We start from the raw sequence: 22,529 nt of genomic DNA on the forward strand, positions 1-22,529 counted from the left end.
AAGGTCATGACGGCGTCACAGCCACCGTTGGCAGCGGGAACCGGGGGACCAGCAGTTTCAGTGGATGATCTGTGGAGCGTCCGGGTGGGGGACATCATCGAACTGGCTGATGTCGACCGGCGGTCGGTCGTCGTCGCCGACCGGGCCATTCCGCTGGTCTACCGCTCCGACGCGCAGGACGCCCCCGATGTTTCCGGCCACCCCGTCACAGTTCCGGGACGCCAGATCAGCGACCACGACCGGAAACGTGTCGCTGGCCTTGTGGAGTACCTGCGGGTCCGCCCCGACAAGGTCCGGGTCGCGGTGCTGCGGCAGGCGGACTGGCCGGTGGCCGTGGTCCGTGACCGCGGACTGGTCTGCGGTGCCCTCGTCGTCGACCTGGCGGCGTCGCGGACATCAGCCCAGGCAGCGACTCAGTCGGCGGGGCCCACCACGACTCTGGCGGAACTGACCGTCACCCCGGTCGGCACGGAGGTCGAACTCCGGCAGCGCTACCGTGCCTTGGCGCAGCTCTGCGTCCTGCTCGACACCTTCCGCTCGAACGGCCGGGACCTCGTCGGACTCACCGAGGACGCGGTCCGGGTCGGTGAACGTGGACGGAATGTCGTCCTCACCGGTGCCGCCGATCTGGAGGTGGGGGCCCTGTTAGTCACCCTGCCCGAGGAGCACACCTTCCTCAACGACGCCTCAGCCTTCGCCGCGCTGGTCGTCCGGGTTCTGGTGGGACGCCGCGATGTCACCGTCGGTGACCTGGAGGATCTTCCCCCGGACGTCAGGACGCTGGTGCGTCACTCTCTGGAGGCTGCCGGCCCGTCCGGTGGCGGGATCCCGGACTTCCTCAGCTGGTGGTCCGTGTTGAAGACGGTGGCGACCGGTGTGATCCGGGGTCCCCGGCCGGTTCCACTTCCGGAACCGGTCCCGGTGGTTCCGGTGCAGGTGAAGCCTGCACCGCCCGCCCCGCACCGGGCGCCGGTCAGGGACATGCTGCCGGGGATCGTCACGGTGCTGGGGATGCTGCTGCTCCTGGTCGGTGCGCTGGGTCTGCTCGCCGGTGCCCCGGTCTGGGCGTGGGCACTTGCCGTCACAGGTGCTGTGGCAGCCGTCGGTGGTCTGGTCACCGGTGTCCGGGCGATGCGGCGACGGGAGGAGCGTCAGCTCACTCCGCCTTCTGCGCCCCCGTCTACTCCACCGCCAGCACGATCTTCCCGGTGATGTCCCCGGCGAGCAGTGCCTGGTGCGCGCCCGCGGCGTCCTGAACCGGGACGACGCGGTCGATGTGGTGGCGGATCGTCCCGTTCTCCAGCAGTGGCCAGACGTGCTCCACGGTCGCGGCGACGATGCGGGCCTTGTCTGCCCGGTCGCGGTACCGCAGTCCGGTCGCGGAGATGTTGCCCCGCTTGCTCAGCAGCTTGCCGATGTTCAGCTCGCCCTTCACACCGCCCTGCATGCCGATGATGACGATATGCCCGTCTTTCGCCAGGGCGGAGACGTTCTTGTCCAGGTATTTCGCGCCGATGATGTCGAGGATGACGTCCGCCCCACCCTCCTCCTTCACGGCCTCCACGAAGTCGTCCCCGCGGTAGTTGATGAGCACGTCGGCACCGTAGTTGCGGCACACCTCGAGCTTCTCCTCACTGCCGGCGGTCACCGCCACCTGCGCACCGAGGGCCCTCGCCACCTGGATGGCGAACAGACCCACGCCGCCGCCACCACCGTGGATGAGCACGAGGTCGTCCTTCTCGATCTCGGCGGTCATCATGAGGTTCGACCAGACCGTGCAGGCGACTTCGACGACGCTCGCGGTGTCCGTCAGGCTGTACCCGGAGGGCACGGGCAGCAGCTGACCTGCGGGGACGGCGACGTATTCGGCGTAGCCACCGCCGGAGAGCAGTGCGCCGACCTCGTCGCCGGCGTACCAGGGGGTGCCGTCCGGGCGGACGCAGCCGTTGGCGTCCTCGATGATGCCGGACGCCTCGAGTCCGATGATGTCGGTGTCTCCCTTCGGCGGCGGGTAGTGGCCCTGGGCCTGGAGGGTGTCGGCCCGGTTGACGCCGGCCGCGGTGATCCGAAGCAGGACCTCGCCGTCGGCGGGGGTCGGAGTGGGGGTGTCCTGCCAGGTCAGGGAGGTGGGGTCACTGGGGTCTGTCTGGATGATCGCCTTCATGCCTCTCCAGCGTAACTGCGCCTGCTCCGGGCGGGGTGGGAGTCTTTCCGCGGGGACGCGGTGCGCTACACTTGTCCCGCTGTGTCGGCGGCCCCTGCAGGACCGTCCGGCGCACGTGGAGATGTGGCAGAGCGGCCGAATGCACTGGTCTTGAAAACCAGCGACGAGAAATCGTCCGGGGGTTCAAATCCCCCCGTCTCCGCCGTTCAGCAAGAGAAATCTGCCACCCCTCAGGTCGCCGGATCGCCCGGAAAACGACCTGAAGGGTGGCAGATTCTGTATGTGACCGACGCGGGACTCCTACGCCACCACGTCGACGTAGTCGCCGACCTGCAGGGTGTTGAAGAAGGCCACGGCGTCGTCATGGTTCAGGTGGATGCACCCGTGGGACATCACAGCCGGGGATCCCTCGTGGAAGGCGATACCGATGTCGCCCGGATAAGCGGTTCCGGCCGAGAAGTACACCGAGTACGGCATCGGCGCATCCCAGGCGTTCGACCACTCGTCGATGATCTTGCGCGTCACCCTGGTCAGTCCGGCCGGGGTCTCGTAGCCCGCGCGTCCGGAGCTCATCGGCACCGGGCCGCGGGTGATCACGCCATCGGACTGCAGCCATGCGGTCTGGTTGGTGAGGTTGATGCAGGCCTTCGCCTGGGCGGAGCAGCCGGTCGACGGCCGCGGCGCAGGCTGAGGCGCGGGTGCCGGTGCAGGCGCCGGACTGACGCCCGGGATGTCCGGCAGGTATCCGAGGGCATCGGCGACGGCGCCGTTGACAGCGCTCTGCGCGTCGGAGAGTGCGTCCCCCGCCATGCCCTGGAGGTCGGACGAGGACGGCACTGACGGCATTGCCGGAGCGGGGCCGGTCTGGGCGTTCGCGGTCGGTGTGATGGCGAGCGAGCCGGCGACGAGGATGCCGAATGCGGTGAGAATCGTGCGCATGAACTTCATGATCGAAAACCTCCTGAGTCCCTTCCCAACCTACCTGCCGGCATGCACCCCCGCCCGGCAGTCGCGCCCGGCTATTCCAGCACGGTGATCCGCCGCAGTTCCGGCAGTTCCCTCACCTCGCCGCCGTCGAGTGCGATCCGCAGCGGTGCTCCGACGGTGCAGTCCAGCAGCCGTGCCCAGGTCAGGCGTTCGCGGTGCAGGTCCCGGCGACCGGTGGTGAACAACCAGGCGGTCCGGTCGAGCAGCAGTGAAGCGTCCTCCAGCTCCAGGAGGTACACGCCGTCCAGGGTCCGTCTGCGCAGCCCGTCGAGTGAGGTCACCGGGGCGTCCTCCCCGGGTGCGGCGATGACCCGGATCGAGGAGACGAGCCCCATCCGGTGCGCGATCCCCTCCGTGTCCGTGATGACCAGGGGAGCGGCGACGTGGCAGCTGCGCACCCCGGAATGCTCCCACACGACAGGCTGCGGCAGGTCATGCACGGCATCGGTGCGGGACGCCGGGATCTGCCGCACGGCCACCCGGTCCGCCCCCACGGTCACCAGCTGGGTGGCGACACCTGCGGAGTTCTCGGTCGTGACGAGGTAGCGTCCCGTCGGATCGTCGAGTCGGGCCGGTGTCTCCTCGGCCAGTCGGCGCAGTACGGCGAGCGTCTCCTCGTCGGTCGCGTTCCAGTCGGCGCCGTGGGTCTCGAGGAGTCCGAGGAGCCGGGTGAGGGTGAGGTCGGGGCGGGCTTCCCAGAGACGGGTGAGGGCGTCCGTCATCACCGGGATGCGTCGGGGATCTTTCACGCCGCCATCGTACGACCCGTGCCGGGGCCGCCCGAGGGGAAACCCCGGTGAAACTGTCGCGAAACTCCCCTGTAACACAATATCCATAGAATAAGACTCTCAGTATCACGAAGTGGGACACAACAGATAGTGGGGCATGGACACCGGTGGGGGCTAAGATACATACACAACTTCATGTGGAGACCGCACCCGCGTTCACCTCAGAGATGTGGCATCCGTCACATCATGGACCGTGCACCTGCGGGGGTGAGGAAACCCTGATTTTGCGGCCCCCGACGACGGCCGTATCTGTGAGGGAAACCCACCGGTCCGATGACGGTCCGCCGGCAGGGACGCACCACCAACGCGTCCCGCCCGGATCTCATGCCCCACCACGACTACCCGGAGGCTGACGACCCCATGACTGACGAACAGACGAGTTCCAACTACCCCGCACCGCAGGGCCTGTACCACCCTGCCTACGAGCACGACGCCTGTGGCGTCGCCTTCGTCGCGGACATCCACGGCCGAGCCACCCACGACATCGTGAAGAAGGGCATCCAGGCCCTGGTGAACCTCGACCACCGTGGTGCCGCCGGTGCGGAGAAGAACACCGGCGACGGCGCGGGCATCCTGCTGCAGGTCCCCGACCGGTTCCTGCGCGAGGAGATGGCCACCGAGGGCGTTGACCTGCCCGCCCCCGGCGCCTACGCCACCGGTATCGCCTTCCTCCCGGCGTCCCGCATGGCCGCCCTGGACGCCATGCGTGCCGTCGAGGACATCATCGCCGAGGAGCAGCTCGACCTGCTCGCCTGGCGCAAGGTGCCCGTCGACGACTCCTCCCTCGGTGCCATGGCCCGCGACGCCGAGCCGATCTTCTACCAGCTCTTCCTCGCCGGTAAAGACGGGGAAGGACGCCAGCTCGAAGGCATCGAGCTCGACCGTCGCGCCTGGTTCGTGCGTAAGCGTGCCGAGCGGGAACTCGGCTCCAAGGGCGCCGGCGCCGGCAACGGAGCGGACACCGTCTACTTCCCGTCGCTGTCCGCCCGCACCATCGTCTACAAGGGCATGCTGACCACCCCGCAGCTGCGGGAGTTCTACCTCGACCTGCAGGACGAGCGGATGGAGTCCGCCCTGGCGGTCGTCCACTCCCGGTTCTCCACGAACACCTTCCCCTCCTGGCCACTGGCCCACCCGTTCCGCCTGCTCGCCCACAACGGTGAGATCAACACCGTCCGCGGCAACGAGAACTGGATGCGGGCACGCGAGTCCCAGATCCGCAGCGAGATCATGGGCGACATCGACCGCGCCCTGCCGGTCTGCGACCCCGACGGCTCCGACACCGGACGCTTCGACGAGGCCCTGGAGCTGCTCCACCTCGCCGGACGCCCTCTCGCGCACGCCGTGATGATGATGGTCCCGCAGGCCTGGGAGCGGAACCCGCACATCGACCCGGACGTCAAGGCGTTCTACGAGTACCACTCCTCGATGATGGAGGCCTGGGACGGCCCCGCCGCCCTCGTCTTCACCGACGGCACCGTGCTCGGCTCCGTCCTCGACCGCAACGGTCTGCGTCCCGGACGCATCTGGGTCACGAAGGACGGCCTGGTCATCGGTGGTTCCGAGGCCGGCCTGCTGCCCGTCGACCCGGCCGACGTCATCGACCGACGCCGCATCGAGCCCGGCAAGATGTTCCTCGTGGACACGGCCCAGGGCCGGATCATCCCCGACGAGGAGATCAAGGCGATCATCGCCGACAAGCCCTACCGTCAGTGGGTCGACGACAACATCGTCCGCTTCTCCGACCTGCCCCCGGTGCACTACGAGCCGATGACGCACGAGCGCGTCGTGCTGCGTCAGCGCGTCTTCGGCTTCACCGAGGAGGATATCGACCTCTTCATCCAGCCGATGGCCGCCGCGGGCCACGAGCCGCTCGGCTCCATGGGCACCGACACCCCGGTCGCCGCCCTGTCCGACAGGCCGCGCATGCTCTTCGACTTCTTCGCCCAGCGCTTCGCGCAGGTCACCAACCCGCCGCTGGACTCCATCCGCGAGAAGATGGTCACCAGCCTGTTCACCCAGCTCGGTGCGCAGCTCGACATCACCTCCGAGGTACCGGAGGCCGCCCACCGCATCCAGCTGGGCAAGCCGCTGCTGCTGAACTCCACCCTGGCCACCCTGCGTGAGGCCGGTGAGCACGAGGGCTTCGGGGCCTTCCGCTCCGCCGTCATCTCCGGGCTCTACCCGGTCGCCCACGGTGGCCGCGGCATGCGTCAGGCCATCGAGCGGGTCCGCCGCGAGGTTTCCGCCGCCATCAACGACGGTGCGACGCTGATCATCCTCTCCGACCGGGAATCCAACGGCCGGCTCGCCCCGATCCCGTCCCTGTTGCTCGTCTCCGCCGTGCACCAGCACCTGGTCAAGGAGAAGACCCGCACCCGCGCATCGCTGATCGTCGAGGCCGGTGACGCCCGCGAGGTCCACCACTTCGCGATGATGCTCACCTTCGGCGCGGACGCGATCAATCCCTACATGGCGATGGAGACCATCGACGAGCTCGGCAAGGACGGACGCCTCGGCGGCCTCGACGTCGAGACCGCCTGCCGTAACTACATCGACGGATCCTGCGCCAGCGTGCAGAAGATCATGTCGAAGATGGGCATCGCGACCGTGGCGTCCTACCGCGGTGCGCAGCTCGCCGACGTCACCGGCCTGTCCCAGGCCTTCCTCGACGAGTACTTCACCGGTGCGGTCAGCCCGATCTCCGGTATCGGCCTCGACGAGATCGCCGACGACGTCGCCGTGCGCCACCGTTTCGCCTTCCTGCCCCGGCCGGAGGAGGCCGCCCACCGCGAACTCGAGATCGGCGGTGAGTACAAGTGGCGCCGCGAGGGTGAGTACCACCTGTTCAACCCGGAGACGATCTTCAAGCTCCAGCACGCCACCCGCACCGGCACCTACCGGATCTTCAAGGAGTACACGGAGAAGGTCGACAACCAGGCGAAGAACCTCGCCACCCTGCGTGGCCTCTTCGAGCTGCACTCCGACCGCCCGTCCATCCCGGTCGACGAGGTCGAACCGGTCAGCGAGATCGTCAAGCGGTTCTCCACCGGCGCGATGAGCTACGGCTCCATCTCCGCCGAGGCCCACGAGACCCTCGCCATCGCCATGAACCGGCTGCACGGCAAATCGAACTCCGGTGAGGGCGGCGAGGACCCGAAGCGCTTCGAGCCGGAGGCCGACGGTACCTGGCGCCGCTCCGCGATCAAGCAGGTCGCGTCCGGACGCTTCGGTGTGACCAGCCACTACCTCAACAACTGCACGGACATCCAGATCAAGATGGCCCAGGGTGCCAAGCCCGGTGAGGGCGGCCAGCTGCCGCCGCACAAGGTCTACCCCTGGATCGCCGAGGTGCGCGTCACGACCCCGGGCGTGGGACTGATCTCCCCGCCGCCGCACCACGACATCTACTCCATCGAGGACCTCGCCCAGCTCATCTACGACCTGAAGAGCGCGAACCCGGACGCCCGGATCCACGTGAAGCTCGTCGCCGAGCAGGGTGTGGGCACCGTCGCCGCCGGTGTCTCCAAGGCCCATGCGGACGTGGTACTCATCTCCGGTCACGACGGCGGTACCGGTGCGTCCCCGCTGAACTCACTCAAGCACGCCGGCGGTCCGTGGGAGCTCGGCCTCGCCGAGACCCAGCAGACCCTGCTGATGAACGGTCTGCGCGACCGCATCACCGTCCAGTGCGACGGCCAGCTCAAGACCGGCCGCGACGTCATCATCGCCGCGCTGCTCGGCGCCGAGGAGTTCGGTTTCGCGACCGCCCCGCTGGTCGTCGAGGGCTGCATCATGATGCGCGTCTGCCACCTGGACACCTGCCCGGTGGGCGTGGCCACCCAGAACCCGGAGCTGCGAAAGCGCTTCACCGGCCAGGCCGACCACGTGGTGAACTTCTTCACCTTCATCGCCCAGGAGGTCCGCGAGTACCTCGCCGAGCTCGGCTTCCGCACCGTGCAGGAGGCCGTCGGCCACGCCGAATGCCTGCGCAAGGGTGAGGTCGACCCGAAGCACAAGACCGCCGCGGCGCTGGATCTCGACCCGATCTTCGCGATCCCGGACAGCCCCTTCATGCACCAGGACCGCTACCGCACCAAGGCCCAGGAACACGGTCTGGAGAAGGCGCTGGACAACCGCATCCGCACGGACGCGGAGGAGACCATCCGCCGCGCCGCCGCCGGTGTCACCGGCGACGACGCCACCATCGACCTGGCCTACCCGATCTCCAACGTCGACCGCTCCGTCGGCACGATGACCGGATCGATGGTCAGCCGGATCGCCGGACGCGACGGCCTACCGGAGAACACCGTCAACCTGACCTTCACCGGCTCGGCCGGCAACTCCTTCGGCGCCTTCGTGCCCAAGGGCATGACGCTGACCCTGGTCGGCGACGCCAACGACTATGTCGGTAAGGGTCTGTCCGGCGGCACCATCGCCATCCGGCCGGACGCCCGCGACGGTGCGGTCGGCCCGCACCAGACCATCGCCGGCAACGTGCTCGGCTTCGGCGGCGTCTCCGGTGAGATGTTCATCGCAGGAAGCGTCGGCGAGCGGTTCTGCGTCCGCAACTCGGGCCTGACCGCCGTCGTCGAGGGCGTGGGCAACCACGGCTGTGAGTACATGACCGGTGGACGCGTCATCGTCCTCGGCCCGGTCGGCGAGAACTTCGGCGCCGGTATGTCCGGTGGCATCGCCTACCTGCTCGACACGGGCGAGGACGGTTACCGCGAGGAGGTCAAGGGCAGGGTCAACCCCGAGCTGGTGGACGTCGAGGACGTCACCGATGCCGAGGAGATCGACTGGCTCATCGAGACCATCAGCAAGCACCGGCGCCTCACGGGTTCGACCGTCAACGTCGACCCGGCCGCGCTCATCAAGGTCATGCCGCGGGACTACCGCCGCGTGACCCTCACCATCGAGGCCGCGCGTGCCGCCGGACTCGACGACGACGGCGTTGCCGCCGCGATCATGGAGGAAGTGAAGTAGCAATGGCTGATCCGCAGGGTTTTCTGAAGTTCCGCCGCGAAGAGGCGACCCACCGTCCCGTGCCGCTGCGTCTGCTCGACTGGCGCGAGGTCTACGACGAGTTCCCCGACGGCAAGGTGCAGACCCAGGCCGCCCGCTGCATGGACTGCGGCGTCCCGTTCTGCCATGACGGATGCCCGCTGGGCAACATCATCCCGGAGTGGAACGACCTGGTCCGTCAGGGTCGCTGGCGTGAGGCCTACGACCGGCTGCACGCCACCAACAACTTCCCCGAGTTCACCGGACGCGTCTGCCCTGCCCCCTGTGAGGGCGCCTGCGTCCTCGGTATCGGGGATGACCCGGTGTCCATCAAGTCCGTCGAGCTGCAGATCGTCGAGCACGCCTTCGCTCACGGCTGGGTGACGCCGGTGAAGGCGTCCTTCTCCACCGGTCAGTCCGTGGCCGTCGTCGGTTCCGGCCCCGCCGGTCTCGCCGCCGCCCAGCAGCTCACCCGTGCCGGCCATGACGTGACCGTCTTCGAGCGGGCCGACCGGATCGGTGGCCTGATGCGCTACGGCGTGCCGAACTACAAGCTCGAGAAGAAGTGGCTCGACCGTCGCATCGCGCAGATGGAGGCCGAGGGTACGACCTTCCGCACCAACACCTCGCCGTCTGCCGCTGACCTCGCCCGGTTCGACGCCGTCGTCCTGGCCCTGGGCTCCACCATCGGCCGTGACGTGCCGGTGCCGGGCCGCGACCTCGACGGCGTCCACCAGGCGATGGACTACCTGCCGCTGGCCACCAAGGTCCAGGAGGGCGACTTCGAGGTCTCCCCGATCGACGCGAAGGGCAAGAAGGTCGTCATCATCGGCGGCGGCGACACCGGCACCGACTGCTTCGGTACCGCGCTGCGCCAGGGTGCCGTGTCTGTGCACCAGTTCGACATCAACCCCGCCCCGACCAAGGACCGCCCGGCCGAGACCCCGTGGCCGACCTGGCCGCGGATCTGGCGGGTCGCCTCCGCGCACGAGGAGGGCGAGTACACCGTCACCGGCAACGAGTCCGCCGACGAGATCGAGGCCCTGGGTCTGGCGTCCCGCGTGGCCGGGGACGCCCTGGGCGAGCGCGACTTCAAGATCAACACCGTCGAGCTCACCGGTGAGAACGGGCACGTCACCGGCCTGAAGGCGGCGCGCTGTGAGCGCACCGACCACGGCCTGGCGAACATCGCCGGCTCCGAGATCGAGATGGACGCCGACCTGGTGCTCCTGGCCGTCGGTTTCGCCTCGGTCGACTCGAAGGGCATCGTCGACGAGCTCGGCCTGCGCATCGACGGCCGTAGCCGCGTGGTCCGGGACGATTCCTACCGCGCCCGTTGGATCGAGACCCCCGCCGTGCAGGACGCCGGCTTCGACGCCCCGGTCTTCGTCGCCGGTGATGCGGGTCGTGGTCAGTCGCTCATCGTGTGGGGTATCGCGGAGGGACGCGCCTGCGCCGCCGCCGTGGACCGCCAGCTCATGGGCGAGACCGCCCTGCCGACCCCGGTCGCTCCGACGGACGTGCCGCTGCGGGCGTAGCTTTTCGCCGGTCACTAGAATCCCTCAGGTGACCACCGGTGCCCTCCTCAGTATCCTCGTGGCGTGGCTCCTCGCCATCGCCTCCCCCGGCCCCGACCTCGTGCAGCTGCTGCGCGTCGGGGCCGTCCGCCGTAACGGCGTGGCCTGTGCCCTCGGCATCATGAGCGGCAACCTGCTGTGGATCGTGGCCTCCATGCTGGGCCTCTCCGCCCTGGTGGACAACGTCTCCGGCATCCTCACCGCCCTGTTCCTTGTGGGTGGCTGCGTCCTCGCATGGATGGGCCAGGGCGCGCTGCGCGGCGGTCTCGCCGCCCGGAAGCAGGACGCCGTGCTGTCCGACGCGGCGTCCTCCCTGCTCACCACCCAGATGACCACGGTCCAGTCATGGCGGCTGGGTCTCGTGACGAACCTGTCGAACCCGAAGGCGCTGGTGTTCTTCGGCGCGGTCTTCGCCGGCTTCGTGCCGCCGGACACCTCCTGGGCGATGCGTGCCGTGGTGCTGGTGATGATGATGGTGACCGGTGTGGCGTGGTTCGTCTTCGTGGCGGTCGCGGTGTCTGTCCCCGCGCTGTCGAAACGGCTGCAGGCGGCCGGGGCGTGGATCGACATCGTCGCCGGAACGGTCTTCCTTGTCCTTGCTGCGGTGCTGGTCATCGAGGGTATTGCACGACTGCTCTGACCTGCGCTGTAACACTCCGGTCACGATGTGCACTGTCAGTTAGTTAACGCGCGGCACTGGGCATAGGATGGTCCGCATGCACATTCAGGACGTCCCTGTCCGCGGTGACGACATCCGTCTCGGCCAGTTCATCAAGCTCGCGAACCTCGTTGAGTCCGGTGGCACCGCCAAGGAAGTTATCGCTGCAGGTCAGGTGGCGGTCAACGGTGAGGTCGACACCCGCCGTGGCCGCCATCTCCACGTCGGTGACGTGGTGAGCCTGCGTGACCCCGAGGCCGGTGACACCGGCACTGCAGCACGTGTCGCAGCTCCCGTGGACGACGAAGACGACTTCTTCGACGAAGCCACCGCTGACGACGATTTTGACCCGGAAAAGTGGAGGAACCTCTGATGCCCGCTCTCGTTGCCGAACCCGGCATGCCGATCTGGATTGATCTGGCGACGACGGACCTTGAGTCGGCGAAGGACTTCTACGCCGAAGTCCTCGGCTGGGAGTACGACGACCCGTGCGGTGGCTACACCATCGCCAAGAAGCAGGGGATGCCCGTCGCCGGCCTCGGCGAGGTCCCGGACGACAAGTCCTCCCTCTGGGGCATGCTGCTGTACACCCCGGACATCGACGCCGCCCACGAGGACGCCGTGAAGGCCGGTGCCACCTCGGTGCTCTCCCCGCGCGACGTGGGCAAGCGCGGCAAGATGGCTGTGCTGGTCGATCCCTCGGGTGCGACCGTCGGCCTGAAGCAGCCGAAGGAGAACGAGCCCTTCTTCGCCGCCGGTGAGCCGGGGACCCCGGTCTGGCACGAGCTGCTGGTCGGCGGCCATTTCGACGAGACCACCGAGTTCTACCATGAGCTTGCCGGCTGGGACATCCGCGTCCACAACAACACGGACCGTTTCCGCTACGCCACCGGCGAGTATGACGGCGCCCCGCTGGTCGGGTTGTGGGACACCTCCGAGCTTGACGAGAACCCCTCGATGTGGACCCTGTACCTGGGCTGCGTTGACGTGGATGCTGCAGCGAAGAAGGTCAAGGCCGCCGGTGGACGCCTGGTGCGTCAGCCCTGGGACTCGGAGTTGGGCCGGATGGTCACCATCGTCGACCCGACCGGTGCGCTGGTGAATCTCTGTGAGATCGCGGAGCCGGAGCCGGAGACCCTGGCTGACTGGCACGAGCCGGACCTGCTGGACCCGGAGAACATGCCCCAGGAGCTCAAGGACGCCATGGATGCCGCCCGTACCGCCGGTGAGACCGCTGCAGAGCAGATGAAGCGTGGCGCCGACTGCGAGTAGGCGCGCAGTCGCGCAGTAGCCGGGTACCCACCCGTCGTACGAGTAGCCGTCCGTCGGCTTACCCGGCGGCTCACCCGTCGTACACAGAAATCCCCACCATCTGAGGCCCGCCCGGAAAGCCGGACCGTACCTCAGGTAGTGGGGATTTCTCTGTCTGCGTTCTGTCTACGTTCCGCCTGGGCCTACTGGGCGGGGACGACCTCGGGTGCAGGGGCCTCCGCCTCGGGCAGGGGGACCTCAGCCGGGGCCTCGGCCGGAGCCTCAGCAGCGCCCTCGACCGGGGCGACCTTGTCAGCGCCGTCTACGCCGGCTGCGCCGTCGGCGATGAGCTGGGCGATGTAGTCCTGCGCACCGAAGGCGTTGAGCAGGTCCAGGACACCCTGGAGGGTGATCTTGCCGGAGCCGTCGCCGAGAACGCCGGACACCAGCTGCGAGATCTCGGACTCTGGCAGGGTGACGTCGGAGTCACGGGCCTCGGTGCCGGCGGAGGTGATCGCCTGGGAGGTCTCGGCGTCGAAGCCGGCATCGGTGGCGGAGCCGAACACGGCCTCCGGTCCGACCTCGCCGGCGACCAGACCGAGCAGGTTGACCAGCATGTCGGTGGTCAGGGGGATGTCGGGGATCGGGATGCCGAGTGCGGAGGCACCGTGCTCCACGGTGTTGGTCAGGCCGGCCTCGGCGACCGCGGCGTCCCGGATCGGGCGCAGTGCGTCGGAGGCGTTGCCCACGGCAGTGCCCGCGGAGGCGGAGCCGGCCAGGGCCTGCAGCTCGGCGTCGGAACCGTAGTAGGTGTTCAGGTCGACGTCGGTGATGACGCCGTCGACCTGGCCACTGCCGCTGTACTGCCAGAAGGTCGGGGCGTCCCAGCCGCCGGGGATCTCGTCGGGCAGCTGCTCGTTGTAGTACGCCAGCCACAGCGGGTACTCGGAGAACTCGGTGGTGTTGCCCATCGAGCCGATCCAGAAGGAGTAGTAGGTGTAGATGATCGGATCGCGACCGGTGAGGGTCTTGATCTCGTCGATCCAGTCACGCACCCAGTTCTGCAGCTGCTCCGGGCCCAGGCCGCCGGTCTCCTCGAGGTCGAGGGTCGGCGGGAGGGACGGGTTGACGCCGGTGGAGAGGACCGAGGCGTAGTAGCGGGCCTGGGAGCGGGCGTCGTACTCGGGCTTCGCGTAGTGGTAGCTGCCCGGGGTGACGCCGGCGGCGGAGGCCTTGGCGGAGTCCGAGGAGAAGTACGGGTTGGTGTAGCCGGTGCCCTCGGTCGCCTTGATGAAGGCGAAGGACTGGCCGGAGTCGGCGACAGTCTGCCAGTCGATGGCGGAGCCGCCCGGGTGCTGGTGGCCGGCGACGTCGATGCCGTCGAGGTCAGCCCAGGAGGGGGAGGGCAGGACGTCCGTGGCGACAAGCGCGGCGACGGTCGCTGCCGAGCCGAAGAGGACGGTGGCGGTGAGTCGGGCGGGAGTGGTGGTGCGCGCGTGGCGGCGCCAGGGAAGAGAACGCATGAGCCACACCATACACACAAATCACGCTAGTCACATCAGTAACATCGGCGTGTCGCGACCATCATCACACCAGGTCATTGAATGACAACAGTGTGATTTGTTTACCGGGGCGCAGTAAATGCCCTGCGCCCGGACAGGTCCGGGACATGAGAGAGCCCGGCCCACCGCAGTGAAGCGGTGGATCGGGCGGGGTGGAAAGTTTTTCCGGGGGGACTGACCTGATCAGACGGCGGCGGCGAGGGTGTTCGCTGCCCAGACCACGTCGATACCGGCGGCCTGGGCGGCGCCGAGGGCGGCACCCGGGTTGGCCAGTACCCAGTCGATGGTCTCGGCGGGGACGCCGTAGTTGAGGGCGGCGGCGTAGGTGGCCTCCGGGTTCGCGGTGAGGGTGGCGACGGTCTCCGGGCTGACACCGGCGGCCAGGGCCACAGCGGCGGCACCGGAGAGATCCTGGACCTTGGTGGTGGAGACGGCCGGGGCGGGGGCCTCGGGGGACGCGCCGGCGGAGGATGCGATGCCGATGCCGGCACCGGCGACTGCGAGGCCGGTCAGTCCGACCATGGAGGCGCGGACGATGCGGGAGGGGGAACGACGGGCGGACGGAGAACGGTGTGAACCGTGAGACTGGAGAGACATGGCAGCCATGCTATCGGTTCTTCCCGTCAGCGCAAGCCCGGTGTGCAGGGTGAATCTCCGCCCGGACCCCCGTGATGCAGCTACCAGTACCGGGATGCGGAAATCAGGGACCTGATTTCCGCACCCCGGTACTGGTGGCTTAGCTGCTGCACTCCCGGTACTAGTGCTGACGTGGATCCGGCCACCGGGGCGGGTGCTGGGGGTACTGCTGAGGCCCCTGCTGCGGGTGACGGGGCCGCTGCTGGGCCGACACCACCGGATAGCCGGGAAGGGGGGCAGCCGGCGGATAACCCGGATACCCCCGATACCCCGGATACCACGGATACTGCGGGTAGCCGGGCATACCGGGCACACCGGGCAACCCGGTCATCGGAACTCCAGCCACCGGACGCTTCCGGTAGACCGTGACCACCGGATACATCCCGGCGTCCGCGGCGGCACGGGCCTCCCGGTGGGAGTGCACCCAGATGGTCACCAGCACCGCCGTACCGCCGACCCACACCAGGGACATGCGGATCAGGCCGGCCGCGGTCGAGTCCTTCTCCCAGTCGGGGATGAGGTTCCACAGGGCATGCACCGCGAAACCGGCACCCCAGCCGCCGAGGACCCAGCCGACCCGCTGCACGCCGGTGAGGTCGGCCCGCAGCAGGGCGACACCGATCGCGTAGCCGACCAGCCCCGTGCACAGTGCATGCAGTAGCGGGCCGGCGACTAGGCGGATCAGCCACATCTCCAGCACGCCCTGCACATCCGAGACCGCGTGGGTCGGGGCGAGGGAGATCGCGTAGAGCGCATTCTCGAAGGCCTCGAAACCCACGCCGACCAGCACACCGGCGACGAGTCCGTGCCACGGGCGGTTCCACCAGGTGCGTCCGGCGAACATCAGCAGCACCACGCCGAGGGCCTTGGCGGTCTCCTCGGGCCAGGCACCGGCCAGCGACCAGGCGATCTGCGGCGTACCCCATCCGACGGCCAGCTCCGACAGGTGTTCCGAGGAGGTGAATCCGCCGAGCACCACACCGCCGGTCACGCCCCACAGGATGGCGGCGAGGGCGAGCAGGACCGGCGTCCCGCGGTAGAGCAGGGTGCGGGAGACGATGAACCAGACCACGGCGGCGAAGACCACGCCCAGGCCGAGGGCGAGGACTGTCGGTCCCGGCCCGGGGAAAAGCATTCCACCGAGAACGGTGAAGCCGGTGACCAGGGCACACAGGATCGTCACCACCAGCAGGGAGATGGTGAAGACGTCCCAGAAGAACTTCAGACGCGGACGCGCGGTCGGTGGATGGGCGTCGTGCCAGGCACGGGGCACGGACACGATCTCCCAGTCAGGACCGGACTGCGGTGTAGTCATCGCATCCTCCCCAGCAGGTCAGGAAGCGCAGCGGACACCTCGTGCGGCGAGGCGCCGCTGATCACGAGGGTGTACATCACGTCATTCGGTCCGGTGAAGGCCGCCGCCTGCGCGTAGATGCTGTAGCGGGCGACGCGGTCGTAGCGGGGGGACGCGTCGGACGCGTCGGACGCCGTGCCCGACACACCACGCGGCATGTAGTTCACGTCCTGGACGTCGCCGCCACCTCCGGGGCCGCCGAATCCACCGAAGCCGTCCTCCGGCGACCAGTCATTCCAGTCGTCGTCGGAACCGTCGTCGTAGTCGTAGACGAATGCATCACTGACCAGGACGTTCTTTACGGCGGACGCCAGATCAGGGTGGAACAGCGATGCCACGTCCTCGCGGGAGAAGTTCATCGGTTCCTGGTCATCGGACCAGGCGGCCCGGACCGCCCGGTCGGCAGAGCGGGCCAGGTCGGAGTCCGTGCCCGAGGCATCCACCCCGGCGGTGCCGACGAGGTCGACGAGCACGGAGCCGCAGTCGGCGTAGAGACTCGCGATGCCCGGCTGCATGCGCGGGGCACTGCAGGACGAGTCGAGGCCTGAGAGATCCGGGGACCAGTCACCCCAGGTCAGGACGGTGTCATTGGCGGCGTCCCCGAGCGTGTCGTAGTCACCGTCGACGACGTCGTGGTCGACGGGCAGTGCGAAAGGCACGCAGAGGACCAGCAGCGCCACGCCGAGGACACCGAACCACACCGAGGTGCGGCGGGTGCCGGTGGGCAGGATGCGGTACCGGCCCTCCGGATCGGGGTCCGGGTACGGCGTCGGGTCAGGTGCGGGCGGTACAGGCGGTACAGACGGCAAAGGTGGTTCAGGGGGAATGGCGGAGATCGGCACAGGGAAGTCTCGGTACAGGGAGGTCCAGGGAAGTCTCAGCCGTCACCAGATGGTGACGCGCTGGTCCTCGTCGAGCCACATACCGTCACCTGCGGAGACCCCGAAGGCCTCGTAGAACTCCGCCACATTCGAGACAACCACGTTGCAGCGGTACTCGCCGGGGGAGTGCGGGTCGATCGCCACGTACTGCGCCGCCATCTGCGGGCGGATCGCGGTCTGCCAGATCTGCGCCCAGCGCAGGAAGAACCGCTGCAGCACCGTGAACTCACCCTCGAGTCCCTCGACCGGAGCGGTCGGCGCGGTTTCCACGGTCAGCCCCTGCTCGCCGAGCCAGCGCTTCAGCGCGACCACGGCGATGCCGAGGCCACCGAGGTCACCGATGTTCTCGCCGAGGGTGAACTTCCCGTTGACGGTGTGCTCGGTCTGGCCGCGGTCGGCGAGACCCGTGGGCACCAGGCCGTCGTACTGGCCGACGAGCTTGTCGGTCAGGTCGGTGAACGCCTTCCGGTCCTCGTCGGTCCACCAGTCGTTGAGGTTGCCCTCGCCGTCGTACTTGGATCCCTGGTCGTCGAAACCGTGGCCGATCTCGTGCCCGATGACGGCGCCGATCGCCCCGAAGTTGCCGGCCATGTCCGCGTCCGGATCGAAGAACGGCGGACGCAGGATCGCCGCCGGGAAGGTGATGTCGTTGCGGACCGGGTTGTAGAAGGCGTTGACGGTCTGTGGGGTGGCGAACCACAGCTCCGGGTCGGAGGGCTTGCCGAGCTTGCCGACCTCGAACTCGTGGTTGAACTCGGTGATGCGCCGGTAGTTGTCCATCAGGTCGGCACCGGCGGGGCTGAACTCCACCGCCGAGAAATCACGCCAGACCTCCGGGTAGCCGATCCGGGCACGGAAGGTCGACAGCTTCTCCAGCGCCTTCTCACGGGTGGTGGGTGTCATCCACGCCAGGTCACTGATCCGCTCACGGTAGGCGGCGAGCAGGTGGTCGACGAGATCGACCATCTTCGCCTTGTACTCCGGAGGGAAGTGCTCCTCGACGAAGACGCGTCCGACATCCTCACCGATCGCACCATTGACCAGGCTCAGGGCGCGCTTCCAGCGGTCGCGCTGCTCGGTGGCACCGGAGAGCGTCCGACCGTAGAAATCGAAGGACGCCTCGGAGAACACCCGCGGCAGTTTGCCCGCACGTGCGGTGACGACGTGCCAGTAGGCCCAGAGCTTCCACTCGTCGAGATCGTGGGCGGAGTATCCCTCGCCCCCGGCCGCGCCGGGTACGAGGGTGGCGACGTGGTCCAGGTAGCTCGGCTGGGAGACGATCACCGAGGGAGAGTTCTCCTCGGTGATGCCCACGCCGTCGAGCCAGGCGGCGAAGGGGAAGCCGGTCGGCAGGTCCGCGTGGGTGGTGGGGTTGTAGGTCTTCTCCGCGTCGCGGCTGGCGACCGTGTCCCAGTGGCCCTTGGCCAGGTCGGTCTCGAAGGCGATGAGCGCCTCGGCGGCCTCTGCAGCCGAGTCGGCACCGGTGCCGGCGAACCGGCCCGGCCGCTCCTGGGCTTCGGTGAGTTCCAGGTAGCGGGCGACGAAGCCGCGGTAGGCCTCGCGGGTCTCCGCGTGCTGGTCCTCGCGGTAGTAGGCCTCGTCCGGCAGCCCCAGGCCGGTCTGCACCAGGTAGGGCACCTCGATGCCGGCGGTGTCACCGGAGCCCCCGGCGTCCTTCTCGGTCCAGAACCCGAGGACGCCGCCCACGCCGCTGCGGTCCAGCTGCGCCAGCACGTCGACGAGCTCCTCGAGGGAGGACGCCGCGCGCACCGGGTCGAGGTCCGCGTCGAGCACACCGAGACCGGCGGACTCGATGCCGTTGTCCCCGTCCTCGTCCATGAAGGAGGAGTACAGCGCGCCGATGCGGGTGTCCGGGTCAGCGGCCTCGACGATGGCCTTCACATCCAGTTCCGCGCGGTCGCGAAGGGCGTGGAAGGTGCCGTCGACGGCGCGGTCGGCGGGGATCTCGTGGGTCGCCAGCCAGGTGCCGTTGACGTGCCGGTAGAGGTCGTCGGCGGCCGTGGGGGTCGGCCGGGCGGCCTCGGTGATGTTCTCGGGGAGCTGGTTGGCGGCCTGGGGAGATTCAGTCATGCCCACCACTCTAAGGACGCCGCGGCGCCGGCGCTCCCGGAGGGGTGACCGAGTCTGTCAGCTCATGGTGAACTTCATCGGACCGTCGGACCACAGACCCGAGCGGGTGTGCTCCTCGGTGGTCAGCTCGGCCTCCTTCGGCAGCTCGCCGGTGGAGGACTCGAACGGGGTGAGCTGCATGAGGATGCCCCAGTCACGCTGCCAGTCATCCTGCAGGTAGGTCGGCATCTCCTCGCTGGTGGTGGTCATCTGGACCAGACCACCGGCGCCGCCGCCGTAGTAGTCCTGCACCGGGGAGTGGCCCTTCTCGGCGGAGTGGTCCGGGGCGATGCGGAAGGTCGGGACCTCGGCGACGCCGGCCCAGTGGTCGTAAGGGCGCTGGCACGGGAACTGCAGCGGGGTGGCCCAGTCGATGAGGGTGGGCTCGTCGGGTCCGACGACGTCGTTCATGCTGACGAGGGTCGGAACGCGCGGCGGGGTGACCGCCAGCCACTGGTCGGCGGTGACGTTCTTGTCCTTGGCGACGATACGGACGACGTCGGCGTCCTCCGGCAACCACTCCATCGGGACGCGCAGGTTGCGCCACTGCGGGGCGGTCTCGATGTCGAGCGGCACGATCGAGCCCATCGGCTCGAAGGCTCCGTCTTCGCTGTCCCCGGACCGCCCGGTGGACTTCCCGTACTCGATGGTCAGCTCCTGGCCGTACTGGAAGACACCGTTGAGGTCGTCATGGGCGACCTCGCCGGCGGCGGAGACCACGAGCAGCGGGGCGTCCTCGCGGCGCTCCGGCAGGGAGAACCAGGAGCTCGTGGTGTTCGCGACCTCCTGCAGTCCGTCGGTGTAGGAACCGACGACCGGGACGCGGGCGGGGTCGATGCCGAAGGGCAGCGTGGCGAAGGAGCCGTTGATGCCGGCCTCGGTCTGCAGACCACCGGCGGTGCCGTCGGTGGCGGCGTCCTCGTCGGAACTGCCGAAGGTGTTCCCGGCGGTGGCGGAGGTCGCCGGAGTACCGGTGCCGTCGTCGTCGCCGGAGTCCTGGATGCGGTCCGGGATGTTGTTCGAGGTGAAGCCCTGGGTGGAGTCGCCGACGAGGGAGTCCTTGAAGTCGGTGCCGTCGGCGGGTGTGAGGAAGGAGTCGTTCGTGTCGGACTCGACCCGGACGTCCGAGGCGGCGTTGCACTTGTCGCCGGTCAGGGACATGAGATTGCCCTTGCCCACCGAGTACGCCGGCCACTGGGAGATGAATCCCTTGCCCAGCGAGCCGAGGTTGAAGACGACGACCAGGGCGGTGAGCACCGCGATGGGGGCGGCGGCGACACCGCTGAGCTGGCGGGCACGGTCGCGCTCCCTGTCGTCCGCCTCGGCGACCTCTGCGGCGGTGGTGGCCTTCGCCTCGCGGATGTCGGCGAGGAAGCCGATGACCACACCGACGAGCATGATGATGACCGAGCCGACCATCATCACCGTGGAGATCTCGATGCCGGCGATCTGCACCGGCTTGTCGAACCACGGCACGCCGAAGCTGGACATGTACCACCAGCCGTTGGTGCCGGACAGTGAGAAGGCGAACAGCAGCAGGCAGGCGCCGATGAACAGGATCCGGTTCCGGGCCGAGCGCATCGCCATGGTGGACGCCGCGACGGCCGCCAGGGCGGCCAGACCGGCGGCGATGCCGGCGTACACGCCGAAGTGGTGGGTCCACTTGGTGGGCGTGAAGGTCATGAAGAACATCGTTCCGACGACCACCAGGGTCAGACGGACGGCCGGGCCGTTGGCGGTGCCGGGGACGCGGCGGTTCCGCAGCATCGAGGCGACCACCACGCCGAGGCAGAGCAGCATCATGAGGACGCTGAACCGGCGGGGGAAGGATCCGTCGACGGTCTGCTTGAGAAGCTCGGTGTAACGGTTCGGCTCGTCGTACCAGGACAGTGCCGGGCCGACCGCGCCGCGGACGCGGATGGACTCGATGACGGTCGAGAGGGTCTGGTCACCGAAGACGCAGATGAGCACGGCGGTGCCGGCAGCGAGGAAGGGGGCGATCTGCGCCAGGACCGCGCCGAAGATCTTCTTCTTCGGGGATCCCTTCGGGACACCCAGGGCGGGCAGCCGGCGGATGACGATGCGGATCAGGCCGGACAGGGCGGCGAGCAGTGCGGCGACGGCCATGAGGCCGGTCGGGCCGGCGGCCAGCGACAGGGAAGCGACGATGACACCGAAGGCGGCGGGCAGCAGTCGGCTCGTCGCGATGGCACGCTCCATGCAGACCCAGGTCAGCAGTGCGCCGAGGGCGATGACCGGCTCGGGGCGGGTGCCGTTGTTGAAGGTCATCCAGAAGACGAGGAAGACGGCGGCGGCGGTCCAGTGGGCGACCCTGCGGTTGTTCAGCGGGGCACCGAGGCGTGGCAGAACCTCGCGGGACAGCAGCATCCAGACGAGGAATCCGGCGAGCAGACCGGGCAGACGCATGAACGTCGAGGCGTCCGTGATGCGGCTCATCACGGCGAGCAGGTCGTAGTACGGGGCGCCGAAGGGGGATTCCGGTACACCGAACCAGCGGTAGTAGTTCGCCATGTAACCGGACTCGTGGCTGGCCCGGGCCATGGTGAGAAGGTAGCCGTCGTCGGAGGTGTTCGCTCCGATGAAGTACCAGATCAGCAGGATGCCGCCGACGACACCGTCGAGCCAGCGCGGTCGCCACCAGTTGGCCGGCAGGAAGCGGTGGTGGGTGCGGGTGCGGCCGTCGAGGCGGTCGATACGGTGCAGGGCGACCAGGGAGATGACGGCGAAGATGAGGCCGAGGACCGCGGCGGCGATCTTCATGGCCGAGGGGGAGGAGGTGAAGCGGGAGTCGATCGTGACGTCAACCTTCAGCCCGGCGTCCACGGCAGCCTGCGTGTTCTCCGGGGAGTCCGTCATCTCGGTGTAGATACCGGTGAGCATCGGACGCATGTCGTCGGGGGCGAGACCGGTGAGGACCGCGCCGTCGGAGGTCTCGAGGGCGGCGCCGGAGATGTCGGCGATGCCTGCGGCGTCGGTGGCGTCCGGGACCCAGGCGCGGGTGCCGTCGGCGCTCGAGGAGATCCGCAGCACCGCATCCGACGGGAGGTCGGCGAGGGTGGCGTTGTCGATCGACAGCAGGACCGAGTTGCGGTTGATGACGTCGAGGCCATTCGCCGTGGAGCGGACGAAGAGGCCGCGCAGGGTCTGGTCCTCGGAGTCCTCCGGGACGGTGGACAGGACCGTCGTCTGGTCGTTGTTGAGGTCACGGACCTCGGAGACCGGGATGGTGATGTCCAGGTCCTGTGCCTGATAGGAGACCAGCGGGGAGGTGACGCTGCGCAGGTCACCACCCTGCGGCCAGGAGTAGCTCGACTGGACCTGCTGCACCGGCAAAAGCGGAATCAGGCAGAACATCAGCAGGCCGAGAAGGCCCGACACGATGGCCGTGAGCTTCAACCGGGAGGTGTTCACCGGGGACGCCGGGGTGACCGGTGAGTCCTGTGGAGAGTGGGACGCGTCGGGGGCTGCTTCATCGACTCGTGACATAGGAGCACATGTTACGTCAGCACTGCA

15 protein-coding genes and 1 tRNA gene are annotated in these 22,529 nt (G+C 68.5%); 7 read left to right on the forward strand and 9 right to left on the reverse strand.

The genetic code is table 11. From position 1 onward, the window contains the following. The first annotated feature begins 60 nt into the window (after positions 1-60). Positions 61-1,212, forward strand: a complete 1,152-nt coding sequence (locus tag CVA01_RS10920) for a hypothetical protein (protein WP_141330715.1) — start codon at positions 61-63, stop codon at positions 1,210-1,212. Here the strand turns inward: CVA01_RS10920 and CVA01_RS10925 are convergent. Next, positions 1,181-2,164 (reverse strand): NAD(P)H-quinone oxidoreductase, encoded by a 984-nt coding sequence (locus CVA01_RS10925; protein ID WP_141330717.1) that lies wholly within the window; start codon positions 2,162-2,164, stop codon positions 1,181-1,183. The two genes, CVA01_RS10920 and CVA01_RS10925, sit on opposite strands and share 32 nt — an antisense overlap. 117 nt (positions 2,165-2,281) lie before the next feature. Here CVA01_RS10925 and CVA01_RS10930 point away from each other — a divergent pair. Continuing rightward, a tRNA-Ser gene (locus CVA01_RS10930) sits at positions 2,282-2,366 on the forward strand. Positions 2,367-2,464: 98 nt separating this feature from the next. Here CVA01_RS10930 and CVA01_RS10935 read toward each other — a convergent pair. Next, a complete protein-coding gene (locus CVA01_RS10935) occupies positions 2,465-3,112 on the reverse strand; it encodes a L,D-transpeptidase (RefSeq protein ID WP_141330719.1) in 648 nt (215 codons plus the stop codon). A 71-nt stretch (positions 3,113-3,183) separates the two neighbouring features. After that, on the reverse strand, positions 3,184-3,900 hold the full coding sequence (locus CVA01_RS10940) for a hypothetical protein (RefSeq protein WP_041630245.1): 717 nt from the start codon (positions 3,898-3,900) through the stop codon (positions 3,184-3,186). A gap of 399 nt (positions 3,901-4,299) precedes the next feature. On the opposite strand from CVA01_RS10940, the gene gltB reads away from it, so the two are divergent. From gltB to CVA01_RS10965, 5 genes are all read left to right on the forward strand, one after another. Beyond that, positions 4,300-8,928 carry a glutamate synthase large subunit gene (gltB, locus tag CVA01_RS10945; RefSeq protein ID WP_141330754.1) on the forward strand — a complete coding sequence of 1,543 codons (4,629 nt, stop codon included), beginning with the start codon at positions 4,300-4,302 and terminating at the stop codon, positions 8,926-8,928. A 2-nt stretch (positions 8,929-8,930) separates the two neighbouring features. Further along, positions 8,931-10,484 (forward strand): glutamate synthase subunit beta, encoded by a 1,554-nt coding sequence (locus CVA01_RS10950; RefSeq protein WP_141330721.1) that lies wholly within the window; start codon positions 8,931-8,933, stop codon positions 10,482-10,484. Between the two features lie 28 nt (positions 10,485-10,512). Then, positions 10,513-11,163, forward strand: coding sequence for a LysE family translocator (locus CVA01_RS10955; RefSeq protein ID WP_141330723.1), 651 nt, complete (start codon positions 10,513-10,515; stop codon positions 11,161-11,163). A 76-nt stretch (positions 11,164-11,239) separates the two neighbouring features. Continuing rightward, positions 11,240-11,554, forward strand: a complete 315-nt coding sequence (locus CVA01_RS10960) for an RNA-binding S4 domain-containing protein (RefSeq protein WP_014011359.1) — start codon at positions 11,240-11,242, stop codon at positions 11,552-11,554. Continuing rightward, complete coding sequence (locus tag CVA01_RS10965) at positions 11,554-12,453, forward strand: VOC family protein (protein WP_141330725.1); 900 nt, start codon at positions 11,554-11,556, stop codon at positions 12,451-12,453. Before CVA01_RS10960 ends, CVA01_RS10965 begins: the two co-directional genes overlap by 1 nt. Positions 12,454-12,635: 182 nt before the next feature. On the opposite strand, the gene CVA01_RS10970 is transcribed toward CVA01_RS10965, so the two are convergent. From CVA01_RS10970 to CVA01_RS10995, 6 genes are all read right to left on the reverse strand, one after another. Then, positions 12,636-13,955 (reverse strand): glycoside hydrolase family 25 protein, encoded by a 1,320-nt coding sequence (locus tag CVA01_RS10970; protein ID WP_244938269.1) that lies wholly within the window; start codon positions 13,953-13,955, stop codon positions 12,636-12,638. A gap of 222 nt (positions 13,956-14,177) precedes the next feature. Next, on the reverse strand, positions 14,178-14,591 hold the full coding sequence (locus tag CVA01_RS15490) for a hypothetical protein (RefSeq protein ID WP_141330730.1): 414 nt from the start codon (positions 14,589-14,591) through the stop codon (positions 14,178-14,180). A 160-nt stretch (positions 14,592-14,751) separates the two neighbouring features. Beyond that, the gene (locus CVA01_RS10980) at positions 14,752-15,945 is read right to left on the reverse strand and encodes a PrsW family intramembrane metalloprotease (RefSeq protein WP_141330732.1); all 1,194 of its coding nucleotides are present in this window, start codon (positions 15,943-15,945) and stop codon (positions 14,752-14,754) included. Next, on the reverse strand, positions 15,942-16,793 hold the full coding sequence (locus CVA01_RS10985) for a hypothetical protein (protein ID WP_141330734.1): 852 nt from the start codon (positions 16,791-16,793) through the stop codon (positions 15,942-15,944). Before CVA01_RS10985 ends, CVA01_RS10980 begins: the two co-directional genes overlap by 4 nt. 75 nt (positions 16,794-16,868) lie before the next feature. Beyond that, entirely contained in the window at positions 16,869-18,956 is a 2,088-nt protein-coding gene (locus CVA01_RS10990) for a M13 family metallopeptidase (protein WP_141330736.1), read from the reverse strand. A gap of 57 nt (positions 18,957-19,013) precedes the next feature. Then, positions 19,014-22,502 (reverse strand): arabinosyltransferase domain-containing protein, encoded by a 3,489-nt coding sequence (locus CVA01_RS10995; protein ID WP_174775636.1) that lies wholly within the window; start codon positions 22,500-22,502, stop codon positions 19,014-19,016. Between the last annotated feature and the right edge of the window lie 27 nt (positions 22,503-22,529).

The organism is Corynebacterium variabile (genome assembly GCF_006539825.1).
GTDB lineage: Bacteria > Actinomycetota > Actinomycetes > Mycobacteriales > Mycobacteriaceae > Corynebacterium > Corynebacterium variabile.

Bases quoted from the DNA above. Each gene is read 5' to 3' on its own strand.
- CVA01_RS10925 (WP_141330717.1), bottom strand. From the start codon at position 2,164: ATGAAGGCGATCATCCAGACAGACCCCAGTGACCCCACCTCCCTGACC.
- CVA01_RS10935 (WP_141330719.1), bottom strand. From the start codon at position 3,112: ATGAAGTTCATGCGCACGATTCTCACCGCATTCGGCATCCTCGTCGCC.
- gltB (WP_141330754.1), top strand. From the start codon at position 4,300: ATGACTGACGAACAGACGAGTTCCAACTACCCCGCACCGCAGGGCCTG.
- CVA01_RS10950 (WP_141330721.1), top strand. From the start codon at position 8,931: ATGGCTGATCCGCAGGGTTTTCTGAAGTTCCGCCGCGAAGAGGCGACC.
- CVA01_RS10960 (WP_014011359.1), top strand. From the start codon at position 11,240: ATGCACATTCAGGACGTCCCTGTCCGCGGTGACGACATCCGTCTCGGC.
- CVA01_RS10965 (WP_141330725.1), top strand. From the start codon at position 11,554: ATGCCCGCTCTCGTTGCCGAACCCGGCATGCCGATCTGGATTGATCTG.
- CVA01_RS10970 (WP_244938269.1), bottom strand. From the start codon at position 13,955: ATGCGTTCTCTTCCCTGGCGCCGCCACGCGCGCACCACCACTCCCGCC.
- CVA01_RS15490 (WP_141330730.1), bottom strand. From the start codon at position 14,591: ATGTCTCTCCAGTCTCACGGTTCACACCGTTCTCCGTCCGCCCGTCGT.
- CVA01_RS10980 (WP_141330732.1), bottom strand. From the start codon at position 15,945: ATGACTACACCGCAGTCCGGTCCTGACTGGGAGATCGTGTCCGTGCCC.
- CVA01_RS10990 (WP_141330736.1), bottom strand. From the start codon at position 18,956: ATGACTGAATCTCCCCAGGCCGCCAACCAGCTCCCCGAGAACATCACC.
- CVA01_RS10995 (WP_174775636.1), bottom strand. From the start codon at position 22,502: ATGTCACGAGTCGATGAAGCAGCCCCCGACGCGTCCCACTCTCCACAG.